Source organism: Aquimarina sediminis (assembly GCF_002895435.1).
GTDB lineage: Bacteria > Bacteroidota > Bacteroidia > Flavobacteriales > Flavobacteriaceae > Aquimarina > Aquimarina sediminis.
This window is the reverse complement of the sequence record NZ_POYJ01000011.1, coordinates 75,495-90,127: the sequence shown is the minus strand read 5'-3', so window position 1 is coordinate 90,127 and position 14,633 is coordinate 75,495. Positions and strand designations below refer to the sequence as shown.

Genomic DNA, 14,633 nt, shown 5'->3' with positions numbered 1-14,633 from the left:
TGTAACTTCATATCCGTAAATTTTTATTAAAAAAATTACGATAAAATGATAGGTGACTATACCTGTCATACCGTATCTGTGTGAATAATCAGATACAAAACTACAAGAGGCATTTTTGAATAAACCCCGCTCTTTTTAAAAGATAAAAGAGATAGTGTTACCAAAATACTCTGTAGTATATAATTCACCCCACTTATATATAGGATATCAAAAAAATGATATTCACTAATCTCTATATAGCAAATTTATGTTGCTGTAGTATGGATAGTGTGTTTCAAAAAAATGAATAGAAACGATTCTTAAAACCTAAAATAGAAGACCATGGCATTGCAGTCCAATATTCAAATTTTTATAGGAGGTGTACCAATACTTACCTATAAAAAGTTATCCTTACAACAGGATATTGATTCTCATCATATTTTAACGTTGGTATGTCGTATGGATATGCTAGAAAAACTAGATCAGGAGATGGCTTCAGAGAGTAAAAACTTTCTGGGAGAAATCATTACCCTTCAGATCAGTTCGAGCGAAAGTTTCTCTGGCTATGGTAATCTGGAGTTCAAAGGGGTAGTTGTAAAAGTAAATAATACCAAAGGCTTTGATAATGGAGATGAAGATACGGTAGAGATACAAGCCCAAAGTGCCAGTATCATTGCCGATGATGGTCCACATTTTGCCTCTCATAATGATGTGAGTCTGGCAGAAATACTGGATGTCACATTTCAGGGATATGATCAGTCCAAATTAGAAACCAGTTTTAGTCCCCAGACCACTGCCAATATCCATTACAGCGTGCAGCATAATGATAGTGCTTATCAGTATGCCAGTAGATTGGCAGCGCAATATGGCGAGTGGTTTTATTATGATGGCAAAGCTCTGGTTTTTGGAAGACCACAGGATAGTGAAGAGGTAGTGTTAACCTATGGTCAGAACCTTAAAAAATTCACTTTGGAGCTTAATCCGGTTCCTAACAATTTTAAATATTTTACCAACGATTATCTTGTAGACGAGCTACATGAGAAAACCACAACAGAAATCGATACCGGAGTCAATGGGTATAACGGTTTTGCCAGTAGTAAAAGCGAACAGATTTATGCCAAAGAAACCAGTGTTTACCTTAATCCCTATACCGATACAGCCCTAAAACAACGATTTGACACCCAGGTAGAGCAACAAAAGAAAGCAAAAGAGCTCAAGCAGGTGTTGATCAAAGGAGTCAGTGATAATCCCTCGGTATACCTGGGGCAGGTTATCAAAATACAAGAAGGGTTTGCCGCACAGGGGAGCTATCGTATCACCAAAGTACGACATGTCGCTACCGAAAATGGGAACTATCTGAATCATTTTGAGGGAGTAACGGCAGATATCGATATTTATCCCAATACCAATCCGATGTCGTTTCCCAGAAGCGAATCTCAGGTAGCTACCGTTACAGACAATGCAGATCCCGATGGCTTGAGTCGTATCAAAGTGCAGTTCCCGTGGCAAAAACCAGATGGAGAGATGACCCCATGGCTACGTATGGTCACCCCGCATTCTGGTGGCGAAAAAGGATTTCACTTTATCCCCGAGATAGGAGAAGAAGTACTCGTAGGTTTTGAAGGAGGCAATGCAGAGCGCCCCTATGTGATTGGGGCATTGTATACCGGTACCAAAAAACCCGAAAGCTGGAAAACAGAAACCAATGATATCAAAGCCATACGTACCCGTAGCGGTAATCAGGTTATTATGAATGATCAGGATGGTAGTATTACCATAGCAGACCCTAGTGGTAATGTGGTCGTGATGCAGGGTAATGGAGAGGTGATTATAAAAGCACCCAATAAGCTTACCCTCGCCTCTACCGATATCAATATCATAGCAGGCAATAGTATCAATATGATGGCAAAACCTGATCCCGAATCCGAAAATGGAGGAGAAGGCATTATCAATATCATGGCAGAAAAACTAATAGATGTACAGGCAGAGAACGAAACCATTAGCATGGCATCAAAACAAGATATGAATCTGTTTAGTACAGAAGCAGCGACCAATATAGCAGCCAAAACAGATATGAATATTAATGGAGAAGCTACCGTGAATGTAGACGGAAACAATATCGCTGTAAAGGGTGGTAGTAAGATAAATATAGAATCCTCTGATACAGACATTGTATAAATCTGATACGCTATGCCAAACGATTTAGAATACCTTGTACATGGAGCCTATCTTACCTGTGATAAAGGAGCATTGCCCGTACCTTTTACACCAACATCCAATACGCATATCAAGATCAGTAAATGTCTGGTAAGCACCAGTGCAGATAAGATCCCCATGGCTAATATATCCTCTTTTGGGGCATGCAGTGTCAAAAACGGAAGCCCCTGTGTGCCGGCACCAACAGCATGGAAAGATACCTATAAGGTAAAAGTAAAAGGGCAGCAGACCCTGCTGTTCAAAAGTAGTATACAATGTAGTACAGGAGGCAAGATAGCCCCCATAACCAGTGGGCAGGTGCCTATCTCTCCCGAGGAGTTGGATTCGCTATTAGAAGAACATGGCGAAGAGGAAGACAGCGGCTGGGGATTTTGGGATTTTGTAGAACTTGTTCCCGTAGTAGGTAGTGTAGTCGGTATCGTGCGAGAAGCTGCCAAAGGCAACTGGGGTATGGTTGCTATGAATGTGGGATTTCTGGCTATGGATATCGCCGGAGTAGTAAGTTTTGGAGCCACCACTGCCGCCGCTACTGCTGCCAAGGCAGGAGTCAAAGCAGGTATAAAGACCGCCGCCAAAGCGGCTGCCAAAGCCACCTCCAAGGCAGGACTCAAAGCAGCAGGAAAAGCCGTAAGCAAAGGATTTGCAACCGCCGTAGGCAAAGCTGTAGACAAGATTGCCCTGAGCAAAAGTGTCGTATGTGTTACAGCATGTTTTGTTGAAGGTACATGTATAACTACTGATAGAGGAAAAGTTAAAATAGAACAAATAGCCATTGGTGATAAAGTTTTAGCTTTTAATTCTAAAAACGGTAAAAACGAATATCAAAAAGTTACCAACACAGTGGTTAACAAAGTAGATTACATTCTAAAATTAAAATTTCATAATGAAGAAATAGTTACTACGGAAATTCATCCTTTTTATGTTAATGGAGATTGGATACTAGCAGAAAAATTACAAGTAGGTACTATGGTGACTACTGAGAAAGGAAGGTTAAAAAAAATACTATCTATCGAAAGAATAAAACAAGTTGACACCATAGTTTATAATTTAGAAATAAACAACTTGCATAATTTTTATGTAGGCGAGAATGGAATATTAGTTCATAATGGTCCTTGTGAGAAAGGTTTAAAATGGATGGTAGGGAAATATGATGAATTGGCAAAAATGGCAAAAGGCGTAGGTCTGGACTCACATCACTTAGTACAAGCCGAAAAAATGAAAGCCCTATTAGGTAGAGTAGGAAAAAACTTTGATTATAATAAAGGAGCTAGTATTTTAGTTCCTCTAAAAGGTCATAGAAGAAGAATTAAAAGTAGTATAAAAACTTTAAGTCGTTGGACAAGTAAGAAATCTAATAAATATATTGATGATGCGCTTGCAGAGGGTAAAAAGATAAATGAAATAGGTAGGGATTTAATGGCAAAAGATATTAAAGAGATGAGACGAGTATATAAAGATGTTCCCAACAAAAAACTAAAAGAGCTTATTGAGCTCAATAAAAAGAACTACCCAGAAATATTTAAAAAATAAAACAATGAATAAAGAGGATTTTATATTAAAGTTAAAACAGTATGGTGTTTTAGAAAATTTGAAATCATACCGTGAAGATTTTAATGCTGAATTAGATGGTAAGGAAGAAAATATTCCTTTTGTTACTTTTATTAAACTTTATAAAGAATCAAGTGACGAAAACAAAAAACACCTTATTCATTTCATGAAACAAGTTATTGAAGACAGTTTATCCATCTTTTTGGGTTTATTGGACGGTTCTTCAAATATAAATCAAGAAGGTAAATTTAAATTATACTATGATGAAGAGGGAGAAGAGCCGTATCTAGTAAACAATAGAGAAGAAGATGATTTACTAACGCTTTGGTATGAAGATGATGAGGATTAATAGTACAACCTAAAATAATAGTTTTTAAATCTCCATGTTAAATGGAGATTTTTTTAGTTAAATATGTATTTGCATGCTTTACAGAAGGTACCAAAATAGCAGTACCACAAGGGCACAAAAATATCGAAGACATACAGGTAGGTGACCTCGTATGGGCATATAATGAGCAAACCGGTAAGAGTGACCTCAAAAAAGTGGTACATACCATAGAGCAACAGGTAGATGCCACAATACAACTTACGCTGGGCAAAGAAACCATAGAAACCACCGCAGAACACCCCTTCTATACCCAGACCGGGTGGAAAGACGCTGCCGACCTTACTACCACCGATCAGGTAAAAACAAAGAATAACAACTGGCAGCGTGTAGAGGCTACTAATTTCTTGTATACTAAAAAGAAAGTCTATAACTTTGAAGTAGCCGATTGGTATACCTATTTTGTAGGTACATGGGAGTGGTGGGAGAAATGATATTAGAAGTACCTAAACAGACAAAACAAATAGCAGATGATGTTTTGCAATATGCAGATGAGGTAGGTGTGAAAACAAGAGATATAACGGGTAAAATTTATTAATAAATGAAATATAAATTTGAATTCTGGAATTCCCATAGAAAGAAATTTATGGGTGAAAAGAGCGCAATAAGAAGATGGGATTTATGGAATAAAGAAAATAGACTTAAGGATTTTGAAAAAGCCAATATAAATAGTTCTGAAGATTTAGCAAGAGAAAACCATAAAGATAGTAAAGCTTATGAATTTTCGGTACTAGATGAAGGTGATTATATTTTTTGTAGTGTTACCATAAATCCATTAAATAAGCATGTTGGAGTTCATTTTTTTGATCCTGGTACAAGAAAGTATCTTACATACCTTTTTACAGAGGTAAAACCCAAAGAGCAGCTTTTTTTAAGAGAAATTTGGTATTATCATTTTACCAAAGAATTTACAGATCAGGAAGAGTATCGTATGCACTATGTATTTGATGAAGAGGGTAATGTAGCCGTGCGTAAGTATGATGATAAAAATCAGAAGATGTCAGATTTTGAGAGTAAAGAACCTATGGATATTAGAGGGCTTTATGAACCATATCCAGAGTTTGATCAATATGATGGAATCATAAAACTAGAGCGAGAAATACCTTTTATAGAAGATACCATTAAAAAATATTTTTATAAAGATGGTAAACGTTTTTATAAAGATGAAGATGGCAATCTGATAGAAGATTAAAAAATTATACTGATTTTAACAAGGCTGATTCTAATATATCAGCCTTTTTCTTTGAGATAAAAAAAGGAAAAACCATAAAATGTTAAACTGGAAAGTATAAAAGTAGAAAGTCTATAACTTTGAAGTAGCCTATTGGCATACCTGTTTGGGGATTTATATTGCTAAATGAAAAAAGTATTATACCTGGTGTATAATTAATGAGTTCGTTTGTTAAAACGAATACGATAATGTAATTATGTATTTTACAAAAAAACAAGTATAAGATGCCAAAATCAAAAGAACAACTACTCGTAAATATTTCGAAACACATTCAACTGTCTCCTGAAGAAATAAAACAATTTGATACTTTTTGGACAGAAAAAACTTTGGAGAAAGGGGAGTATTTATTGAGAAATGGTGAAACTTGTCGAACCGATAATTATATTATTTCTGGCGCTTTAAAAGCATTTTATATTAACTCCAAAAGTGGAAGAGAAGAAATACTCTATTTTGCAATAGATGACTGGTGGGCATCTGATATCGATAGTTTTCAAAAACAGAAACCATCAAATTATAATATTCAAGCACTAGAAAAAACCGAATTGCTTCAAATCAGCAGGTATTCTTTTGAAAAAATGTTGGAGCAAATCCCTAAACTTGAAAGGTACTTTCGAGTCATTTTGGAAAGTTATGTAGGAAGTCTGCAAAGAAGGATTATTCATAATAATGTCCACGATGCCGAACAAAGGTACTTGGAGTTTATAGAGAAGTATCCAAAAATAACAGATAAAGTACCTCAGTATCTAATTGCCTCTTATTTGGGAATTTCGGCAGAATTTTTAAGTAGAATTCGCCAAAAACAAAAGCTTTATTGAACTAGGTCAATTTTTCTTGCGTTTTTAATAAAGAACTTTGCTTTTTTTAAACTAAATATTAAAAGCAGATGAACAAAGTATTAATCATTAACGCAAGTGTGAGAGAAGAAAGGTCTCATAGTAGAAAATTAACTCAAATTTTTACTGAAAACTGGAAAAAGCAACATCCCAAAAGTTTATTCACGAATAGAGAAGTTGGGCTAGATATAATACCTTCTATCAATGAGAATTGGATTTCCAGTGCATTTACCAAACCAGTAGATAGAACCGAACAAAACCAAAAAGGAGTTAAACTTAGTGATGAGTTGGTCAAGGAATTAAAAGAGAATGATGTTTATGTTATAGGAACCCCAATGTACAATTGGTCAATCCCAAGTGGGCTAAAAGCATATATTGATCAAATTATGCGTATCAACGAGACTTGGAAATTTCGCTCTGGAGAACCTGATGGAGATTATGTGGGATTACTTAAGAACAAAAAAATGTTCATTTTGTCAAGCAGGGGCGATACAGGGTATGGAGAAAATGAAAAAAACGAGAAAATGAACTTTCAAACAACCTATTTGAAATTTGTATTTGGTATAATGGGGGTTCAGGATATAACTATTATTTCTTTAGATAATGAAGAGTTTGGAGGAGAAATATTTAAAAAATCTAAAGAGAGAATTTATAAGCAAATCAATTTGATTAGATAATATTAGTGTTAATGTGGTATGTGAAATATTATAAATAGATATTGCATCAAAAAAAATCAGTAATTTTCTGTACGCTATATTTCATGAAAATCGCTAGCCGTAAAAAGCAATAAAACAAATACAAAATGCCACGACCAAAATCAAAAGAGGAACTAGTAGAGCTAAGTCAGAAGAATTATGACAAATTATTAGAATTGGTAGCATCCTATTCAAAAGAAGAAATTGAAAAAGAATTTCCGCCAGGTACGTTAAATAGAAACATAAAAGATGTTTTGGCTCATTTGCATAAATGGCATTTGATGATGTTAGATTGGTATACTATAGGGATGGCAGGTAAAAAACCTGATATGCCAGCCAAAGGCTATACCTGGAAAACTTTACCAGAACTTAATAGAAAGATACAAGAAGAATACCAGGATATGCAAATAGATAAAGCTAGAGAATTACTAGATTGTTCTTATCTAGATATTCAAAAACTAATACAAAAGCATACTAATGAAGAACTCTTTGAAAAAAAACGATATAAATGGACAGGAAGTACTTCGCTTGGTGCTTACCTGATTTCTAATACCTCAAGCCATTATGATTGGGCTTTTAAACTCATAAAAAAGTCAATAAAATGATGTATAAGCGACCTTATTAACATTATATGGATAATATAGTTAAAAACACATCAAACCTAAACCATTTGTAGATACATGAGAAAAGAATTTTTGATATTATTTTTGATGCTGACCAGCATTAGTTTTTCTCAAGTAGAAACACAACAAAGAAGCCTTTCTGACTGTGCTCTGGAGCTTACAAAGCAAAAAGTGACCTATGACCCAAGTTACTTTTCGATAGACTACCCAAACGGAGATGTCCCGGCAGATAAGGGAGTGTGTACAGACGTAATTATTCGCAGTTATAGAAAAATTGGAGTTGATCTACAAAAATTAGTGCACGAGGATATGAAATCTCATTTTGATAAATATCCCAGGAACTGGGGACTAAAAAGAACAGATAAAAATATAGATCATAGAAGAGTACCCAATCTGATGACATTTTTTAAACGAAAAGGAGCCGAAAAACCAATTACCCAAAACCCAAAGGATTACCTTCCCGGAGATGTGGTATGTTGGAGTCTGGGAGGAGGGCTAACTCATATCGGAATTGTGGTTGATAAAAAATCAAAAGACCAAAAGAACTTCTTGATAGTGCATAATATAGGAGGAGGACAAGTTTTAGAAGACTGCCTTTTTGACTATAAAATTATTGGTCACTATAGATACAAGTGAAAATTGTTTTTGCGTTTTGAGTAAAAATAAGGTAAAACTATTCTTAATAGCTAGCGGAGATTTTGTTGGAGACATTTTTTTGATCAGCATTAAGTGAGGTAGTGTATAATTGTAAAAAGAAAGGTGTGGTATAATCAGCAAAAAACAGGTAACATCTCATTTTTTATTTACTAATTTTGCACAAAATTTTATTAAACCAAACCAAATGAATAGAAAGATCTTTAGTTTATGTTTTGTTGCCTTTTTTGTAGCAGTAAATATGTTTGCTCAAAAAGAAACAGAAAGTGCAGAATATCCAAGATTGACCAAGTTGCCAGTTTTATCTACAGATTTTTTTTACTATGGGAAATCGGACTTCGAAGCAAATGGGTTACAGGGAGAAATTGATATGCAAGAATGGTCCACTGTTTTGCAATATGTGATACCTTTAAAAGAGAAAAAATGGTATTTTTCTAATCGCCTTCAATACACACTGTTTAATTATAATACGCAACTTGAAGGGATTGATGATATTTCCAAAGAGTTTCATTCTATTGCCTATACTGCGGGGATAACAAAAGTTTTACCCAAAAGATGGAGCGTAACACTTAATCTGTCTCCGACCTTAGCTACAGATTTTGAAGAATCATTAAGTTCTGATGATCTAATTCTTCAGTTTTCTGCCTTGGCTATGAAGCGTTCAAGTCCATATTTTAGCTATGGTTTTGGATTGGCGTATACTACAAGATTCGGTAGCCCAACGGTATTACCACTTTTAAGCTTGACGTACAAAAAGAACAATTTTACTACTTTGGCAATACTTCCGGCATATATAGCACAGTATTATTCATTTAATGAGGATAAATACAGAATGGGGCTTAAAGTAGCTACTTTTGGAAATTTATATAATGCAGAATTAGATCAAATTGGGGCTAACCTTGATCTAAATCGTGTGTCCTATTCCAGAATTACATTTGGACCAGACTTCAGAGCAAAATTATTTAATGATTTTTACCTTAATTTAGGTGGAGGTATGGCATTTAGAAATATATTAGAGTTTCAGGATTCTGACCTGAATACTGCGTTTGATTTTGATACAGACAATAAATTCTTTTTTAATGTAGGGATTAAATTGTTGAAGTAATAGGGGAGCACTTTATCTATGTAGTAAAATAGAATACTTCTTTGGGGTGTACTTTTTAATATGAGTAATATATGGCTATGACACAAGAATTATATCAAAAAGCAATGAAATTTGCTGGAGAAAAACATTTTGATCAAAAAGTACCCGGAACAAATGCTAATTACCTGTTGCATATTTCTAATGTAGCAATGGAAATATTGGTAGCTTACAATAACAAACCCGATTTTGATATTGATTTTGCAGTGCAAACAGCCATTTTACATGATACTATAGAGGACACAACTTGTGATTATAGTGAAATAGAAATAGAATTTGGAGAACGAGTTGCCAAAGCCGTTCAGGCATTGACAAAGGATAAGGTATTGCCATCCAAAAAGGAAAGTATGCTGGATAGCCTAACTCGAATTAACCAGTTAGAAAAAGAAGTAGGAATGGTTAAGCTTGCCGATCGAATCACTAATCTGCAATCCCCACCTGGCTATTGGAACCAAAAGAAGATAATCAACTATCAGGAAGAAGCGGTTATAATTGTAGATTCGTTGCAAGATAAAAACGAATACCTAGAATCCAGATTAAGAGCTAAAATTGAGGCTTACAAGCAGTACATAGCGTAGTAACAAATAGATACATTTATAAAGGGTGTAAAAATAAAGATTGGTTTTATATATATCACCCAAATATGTCAGAACCCTCTTGGTTGTAATTTGTTAATTCGGAAGAAAATTCCTTAGCTTTGGCGTAACAAATTAACCTTAATATTATTAAAACTTCATCTACTTAAATAAGATATTTTACTAATATGAGTCGGCATATATTAGTGAAGTGTCAGTATGATGTCTGATAAATTACCAAATGATAAAACAGAACATATCTTTCTTAAAATTCGGATACTATCTTGCCATTTTTATACTCATGGTATCGTGCACTCAAACAAAAAACAAGACTGTATTAAATGAAACAGATTTTTGTTCAAGTATTCATAGAAATGATTCCCTGAGCTTGTCTAAAGAGTTAGAAGATGTTTCTTCATTGATGAAGTCCAAGACTGGAGTATATGTTTTAGAAGATGGAAGTGGTTCTATGGTGGCTCGAGCTTGGTTAAGCGAGTATGCAGAAAAGACTATAGATATTCAATACTTTATTTTTTCGATGGATAATATTGGCCTCATTGCTTGTGATTATTTGGTAAGAGCGGCAGATCGTGGAGTTAAAGTCAGGATTCTTGTAGATGATATTATGGTAGATGCCGATATCGAAGATGTTTTAACTCTTGATTCTCATGAGAACATTTCTATAAAAGTATACAATCCTGGAGTTAATTTGGGGAAAAGTCTTTATAGTAAAGTCAAGAAATTTGCTACAGAGTTTAGGTCAGCAAACCAGCGTATGCATAACAAGACTTTTATCGTTGATGATAAAGTGGTGATTACCGGTGGAAGGAATATTGCAGATGAATATTTTGATTATGATCATGAGTATAATTTTAGGGATCGAGATGTTCTTTTATTAGGTAAAGAAACCAAAAAAGTAAAAAGTTCTTTCAACGAGTTCTGGAACCATTCTTTAAGTATAAAAGTTACAGATATCTCTGAAGATACTGTTGAAAATGAAGATAATAAAAACAAGTTTGATAAACTACATGAATATGCCTGTAATCCTGATAATTTCTGGCCTCAAGTACGTACAAGAATAGAAAAACTACCCACTACCTTTGACTTGATTAAAAGTTCTGGAGATTTGGTATGGTTGGATGATGTAGACTTTATTTCTGACCTACCTGGAAAAAATGATGGGACAAGTGGTCTGGGAGGAGGAGGTATTTCTACCAGTGCACTTGTGGAGTTAGTGAAAAATGCCAAATCATCGATAGCGATTCAAACCCCATATTTGATTACTACAGAATTGAGTCAGAATTTGTTTAAAGAGGCTGTAGAGCGTGGTGTGGAAATAAGAATTCTAACCAATAGTTTAGCCTCTACCGATAATGTCGAAGCGTTTAGTAGCTATCAGTCTGATAGAAAAAAATTACTAAAAACAGGTGTAAAAATATATGAGTTTCGACCTGATGCGGCAGAACGTACAAGGATAATGACAGGAGAGTTACAAGAAAAATTAGAATACAAACCTATTTTTGGTCTTCATGCAAAATCAATGGTAATAGATGAAAAAATAACAGTCATCGGTACTTTTAACCTGGATCCCAGAAGTGCTAATCTAAACACAGAATGTGTGGTTGTCATTGATTCTGATAAAGTAGCCGGTAGTGTGCTAAAAGGAATGGAAATAGAGTTTAGACCCGAAAACTCCTGGGAGACCACCTTAGAGTACAACCCTGATAGCGAAGTGAGTAATTATAAACGTGTTAAGACCTGGACAAGAAAAGTTCTTCCAAAAGAAATCTTGTAAAGGATTATGAATTGAAAATATCTCCGCTTTTATCTTATAATTTTTGAGTAACATAATTTTAGAGGAATAGAAGAAGATCAGTAAAGTACACCTGATTTATTGTGAGATCCAATGTGTTCTTGAGTAAGTAATGGGTTTAGTCTACGTCTAATCTGTGTATAAACAGTTATTTTACTTTATGGAGGTTACAAAATTTCATCAATTGTGTGCAGCATACAATAAAGCTCAAAACAACTTTGAAGAGTATAAAAAAAGTTGTCATGTATTTTCTGTTGAGATTGTAAAAGAGTTAAAAGCATATTATAATATACCGGAAAGTCAATTTTCACTATTTAAAATTAATAAAGAAAAAGGGTTTGAGCTTGTTCCGTCTGCTTTAATTCATGCAATCTCTCTTGAGCAAGATTTTTTCTGGCATTTTGGTATAGGTCTCACCGTATGTAAAGCACCAGAAACATTACCGGAAGAGCTAATACTTATTCATTTAATGTTTAGGAAAAGTGAAAAAGGTTCTTATTTAGTTAAGTATGCGCATAGCAAAGAAGAGTTTGAAGTTAAGAAAGGAGATTCGTCTTCATATAAGGTGTTTTTTGATTTTTTATTTGAGATAATTGTTTCCTCTTATAATGAACAACTTCAGCTTTTTGTAGGAGAAAAAACTACTAGAAAATTAGGGTTTAGAAAGTAATCTATAGTACCATTTTTGACTTGAGTCTACTTTAATTTTTCTATCATCCTATCAAAATCTTGTACCCACTCGGGATGTGTAATCCATCTAAGGTTTTGACCATCGCCTCGTTTCCTCGGAAGAATATGAAAATGAAGATGAAACACCTCCTGTTGTGCTTCTGCGCCAGAGTTGCTGATAATTTGGATATTACTGATTCCCAATTTTTCTTCATACAGTTTACATACCTTTTTGACCACGGTAGTAACGGCACTCAACTCTTTTTCGGGGATATCAAAAATATTGGTATAATGTTTTTTTGGGATTACCAAAGTATGATATCTATTGGCTGGATTGATGTCTAAAAAAGCATAGGCATCTTCGGTCTCATATATTTTCCAGGAGTTGGCTTCTCCTTTTACAATTTTACAGAATATACAGTTGATCATAAGAGATATTTAGAGTTATACAAAGGTCAAATCCCCAATATCTTTTTTACTTTGCTTCCTAAAGAGTTTTTCTGCACACCCGGTTTTTCATCTTCTTCAAAAAGGATACCTTTTACATTAAGGTGGTGACCGATTTGCTCTTTACCATAATCTTGCTCGAATCCAACTACTTGCTTTCGATATTTACAGAGTTGGCAATTCATATGTGCAACACCGGTTTTGGCTTCTTCCAATCGTTCATCAAATGCTTGTAAGAGTAGTTCGTCGGTTCCAAAAGGTGCTGTATATACATACTCTTGATTAGAGGTAGAGTTCATAGCTGTAACATGACCATAGATGCGTTCTAATAATACTCCTGTAAAAAAGAAAAATGGAATAACGATGGTTCTTTTAAAACCTAATTTTTCAATCATCTGTAGAGACTCATCTACTTTGGGGTATGCTGTTCCGCTATAGGCGGTAGTGGCAAATCCAAATCCCATTCCTTCCCAGAGCATACTGGTCAATTTGCACACATCACTATTGGCATCGGGATCGGTAGTTCCTCTACCTATGACAACCAGGCAGGTCTCTTTTCTACTTATCGGAGATAGATTTGATTCAACTTCTTCAATTCGTTTTACTGCGAGATCCAGCAAAAAGGAACTAACTCCAATATGCTTTCCCATGTTGATAGTTAGGTCATTATGGTAACTTTGTATAGTGTTTAGTTCATATGGAATATCATTTTTGGCATGGGAGCCAGCAAATAAAATTACTGGTAGTGCATATATTTTTCGTATACCATTAAGGTACATCCGCTCTACAGCAGCTTCATAAGTGGGATGGTTGAATTCTAGAAAACCGTAATCTACTTCATAGTCATCTCTATAGCGTTCTTGTAAGATTGTTACTAATCTTTTAAAAGAAGTCACGGCAGCTTCTCTTCTGCTTCCATGCCCACAAAGTAATATACCTTCTTTCATGTACTATTTTCTTATAATTTTCAGTTTGTATTATAAATAACCAAAACACTCAAAAGAATAATTCTGATCGTTTTATAACAAAATTAGAGTATATTTTGTTATTCAACTATAATTTGAAAAGATTCCTGTTATGGTCAGAAATACAGAATCAGCTTATAGAATTGGATTGGCGCCAATGATCAAAACTACTGGCATTTGTATTGTGCTATTTTTTATCTGTTCCTCTATATTACCCAATGTACCTGTGATAATTCCCTGATCTGCTCGCGAGACGTTTGAAGCGGCGTTCACCGGGATAGTGTCATCATCACATACTTCTAAAAGTTTAGGGATGATTCTATGCAGGCTTTTGAGTCCCATATAAATAGAAATCGTATTGCCAGCTTTAAGCATATGAGCAATACCGTTAAGTTGTTCAAACGAATAATCAGCAGTATGCGCGGTACATATAAGCATGGCGTTTGATTTATTTCGCTCTGTAACCGGAATATTAAAAATATTTGCTGCGGCTAATGCTGCAGAAATACCGGGTATCACCTCAAAAGGAACATTTTTTTCTTTTAAATAACGAGCCTCCTCAGCTGCTCTTCCATATACATATGGATCTCCTGATTTGAGACGCACCACTTTTTTGCCCTGGGAATGATAACTGAATAGTAATTCATTAATCTTTTGTTGACGTTCAATTTGATCAGAAGCATCCCCAAATTTTCGACCTACATATATTTTTTCTCCAGTAGTATTAATTGACAATATTGTATTAGAAACAAGGTTGTCATGAAGAATTACATCTGCTTTTTCAATAAGACGAGATGCTTTTATGGTTAGTAACTCTGGGTCTCCGGGGCCAGCGCCTACAATTGCTACGGCATGCAT

The 14,633-nt window shown here is 34.8% G+C and carries 16 protein-coding genes; 13 read left to right on the top strand and 3 right to left on the bottom strand.

All coding sequences use genetic code 11. The features are described 5' to 3' along the window. The first annotated feature begins 321 nt into the window (after positions 1-321). The 13 genes from C1X07_RS19710 to C1X07_RS19650 all read left to right on the top strand — a co-directional run bounded on the left by C1X07_RS19710 (position 322) and on the right by C1X07_RS19650 (position 12,364). A complete protein-coding gene (locus tag C1X07_RS19710) occupies positions 322-2,157 on the top strand; it encodes a type VI secretion system Vgr family protein (RefSeq protein ID WP_103071756.1) in 1,836 nt (611 codons plus the stop codon). Between the two features lie 12 nt (positions 2,158-2,169). Further along, entirely contained in the window at positions 2,170-3,726 is a 1,557-nt protein-coding gene (locus tag C1X07_RS19705; protein ID WP_103071755.1) for a polymorphic toxin-type HINT domain-containing protein, read from the top strand. A 4-nt stretch (positions 3,727-3,730) separates the two neighbouring features. Further along, positions 3,731-4,093: a hypothetical protein gene (locus tag C1X07_RS19700; protein ID WP_103071754.1), complete on the top strand. Its 363-nt coding sequence runs from the start codon at positions 3,731-3,733 to the stop codon at positions 4,091-4,093. Positions 4,094-4,134: 41 nt separating this feature from the next. Next, positions 4,135-4,563, top strand: coding sequence for a polymorphic toxin-type HINT domain-containing protein (locus C1X07_RS19695; protein WP_103071753.1), 429 nt, complete (start codon positions 4,135-4,137; stop codon positions 4,561-4,563). 107 nt (positions 4,564-4,670) lie between these two features. Further along, on the top strand, positions 4,671-5,321 hold the full coding sequence (locus tag C1X07_RS19690; RefSeq protein WP_128755330.1) for a hypothetical protein: 651 nt from the start codon (positions 4,671-4,673) through the stop codon (positions 5,319-5,321). 263 nt (positions 5,322-5,584) lie between these two features. Next, on the top strand, positions 5,585-6,175 hold the full coding sequence (locus C1X07_RS19685; RefSeq protein WP_103071751.1) for a Crp/Fnr family transcriptional regulator: 591 nt from the start codon (positions 5,585-5,587) through the stop codon (positions 6,173-6,175). A 68-nt stretch (positions 6,176-6,243) separates the two neighbouring features. Next, positions 6,244-6,870, top strand: coding sequence for an FMN-dependent NADH-azoreductase (locus C1X07_RS19680; protein ID WP_103071750.1), 627 nt, complete (start codon positions 6,244-6,246; stop codon positions 6,868-6,870). Between the two features lie 125 nt (positions 6,871-6,995). Then, entirely contained in the window at positions 6,996-7,493 is a 498-nt protein-coding gene (locus tag C1X07_RS19675; protein WP_103071749.1) for a ClbS/DfsB family four-helix bundle protein, read from the top strand. Positions 7,494-7,568: 75 nt separating this feature from the next. Further along, positions 7,569-8,147, top strand: coding sequence for a DUF1287 domain-containing protein (locus C1X07_RS19670; RefSeq protein ID WP_103071748.1), 579 nt, complete (start codon positions 7,569-7,571; stop codon positions 8,145-8,147). Positions 8,148-8,352: 205 nt separating this feature from the next. Continuing rightward, the gene (locus tag C1X07_RS19665; protein WP_103071747.1) at positions 8,353-9,270 is read left to right on the top strand and encodes a DUF6268 family outer membrane beta-barrel protein; all 918 of its coding nucleotides are present in this window, start codon (positions 8,353-8,355) and stop codon (positions 9,268-9,270) included. A gap of 71 nt (positions 9,271-9,341) precedes the next feature. Beyond that, entirely contained in the window at positions 9,342-9,884 is a 543-nt protein-coding gene (locus C1X07_RS19660) for an HD domain-containing protein (RefSeq protein WP_241507295.1), read from the top strand. A 238-nt stretch (positions 9,885-10,122) separates the two neighbouring features. Beyond that, on the top strand, positions 10,123-11,676 hold the full coding sequence (locus C1X07_RS19655; protein ID WP_103071746.1) for a phospholipase D family protein: 1,554 nt from the start codon (positions 10,123-10,125) through the stop codon (positions 11,674-11,676). Positions 11,677-11,854: 178 nt separating this feature from the next. Beyond that, on the top strand, positions 11,855-12,364 hold the full coding sequence (locus C1X07_RS19650) for a hypothetical protein (protein WP_103071745.1): 510 nt from the start codon (positions 11,855-11,857) through the stop codon (positions 12,362-12,364). Positions 12,365-12,390: 26 nt separating this feature from the next. Here the strand turns inward: C1X07_RS19650 and C1X07_RS19645 are convergent, their stop codons facing one another. From C1X07_RS19645 to cobA, 3 genes are all read right to left on the bottom strand, one after another. Then, positions 12,391-12,792, bottom strand: a complete 402-nt coding sequence (locus C1X07_RS19645; protein WP_103071744.1) for an HIT family protein — start codon at positions 12,790-12,792, stop codon at positions 12,391-12,393. A 26-nt stretch (positions 12,793-12,818) separates the two neighbouring features. Then, entirely contained in the window at positions 12,819-13,757 is a 939-nt protein-coding gene (locus C1X07_RS19640; protein ID WP_103071743.1) for a sirohydrochlorin chelatase, read from the bottom strand. Between the two features lie 153 nt (positions 13,758-13,910). Then, positions 13,911-14,633 (bottom strand): uroporphyrinogen-III C-methyltransferase, encoded by a 723-nt coding sequence (gene cobA / locus C1X07_RS19635; RefSeq protein ID WP_103071742.1) that lies wholly within the window; start codon positions 14,631-14,633, stop codon positions 13,911-13,913.

What these genes read in the sequence shown, in the direction of transcription:
- C1X07_RS19710 (WP_103071756.1), top strand. Translation starts at nt 322, where the DNA reads ATGGCATTGCAGTCCAATATTCAAATTTTTATAGGAGGTGTACCAATA.
- C1X07_RS19705 (WP_103071755.1), top strand. Translation starts at nt 2,170, where the DNA reads ATGCCAAACGATTTAGAATACCTTGTACATGGAGCCTATCTTACCTGT.
- C1X07_RS19700 (WP_103071754.1), top strand. Translation starts at nt 3,731, where the DNA reads ATGAATAAAGAGGATTTTATATTAAAGTTAAAACAGTATGGTGTTTTA.
- C1X07_RS19695 (WP_103071753.1), top strand. Translation starts at nt 4,135, where the DNA reads ATGGAGATTTTTTTAGTTAAATATGTATTTGCATGCTTTACAGAAGGT.
- C1X07_RS19690 (WP_128755330.1), top strand. Translation starts at nt 4,671, where the DNA reads ATGAAATATAAATTTGAATTCTGGAATTCCCATAGAAAGAAATTTATG.
- C1X07_RS19685 (WP_103071751.1), top strand. Translation starts at nt 5,585, where the DNA reads ATGCCAAAATCAAAAGAACAACTACTCGTAAATATTTCGAAACACATT.
- C1X07_RS19680 (WP_103071750.1), top strand. Translation starts at nt 6,244, where the DNA reads ATGAACAAAGTATTAATCATTAACGCAAGTGTGAGAGAAGAAAGGTCT.
- C1X07_RS19675 (WP_103071749.1), top strand. Translation starts at nt 6,996, where the DNA reads ATGCCACGACCAAAATCAAAAGAGGAACTAGTAGAGCTAAGTCAGAAG.
- C1X07_RS19670 (WP_103071748.1), top strand. Translation starts at nt 7,569, where the DNA reads ATGAGAAAAGAATTTTTGATATTATTTTTGATGCTGACCAGCATTAGT.
- C1X07_RS19665 (WP_103071747.1), top strand. Translation starts at nt 8,353, where the DNA reads ATGAATAGAAAGATCTTTAGTTTATGTTTTGTTGCCTTTTTTGTAGCA.
- C1X07_RS19660 (WP_241507295.1), top strand. Translation starts at nt 9,342, where the DNA reads ATGGCTATGACACAAGAATTATATCAAAAAGCAATGAAATTTGCTGGA.
- C1X07_RS19655 (WP_103071746.1), top strand. Translation starts at nt 10,123, where the DNA reads ATGATAAAACAGAACATATCTTTCTTAAAATTCGGATACTATCTTGCC.
- C1X07_RS19650 (WP_103071745.1), top strand. Translation starts at nt 11,855, where the DNA reads ATGGAGGTTACAAAATTTCATCAATTGTGTGCAGCATACAATAAAGCT.
- C1X07_RS19645 (WP_103071744.1), bottom strand. Translation starts at nt 12,792, where the DNA reads ATGATCAACTGTATATTCTGTAAAATTGTAAAAGGAGAAGCCAACTCC.
- C1X07_RS19640 (WP_103071743.1), bottom strand. Translation starts at nt 13,757, where the DNA reads ATGAAAGAAGGTATATTACTTTGTGGGCATGGAAGCAGAAGAGAAGCT.
- cobA (WP_103071742.1), bottom strand. Translation starts at nt 14,633, where the DNA reads ATGCATGCCGTAGCAATTGTAGGCGCTGGCCCCGGAGACCCAGAGTTA.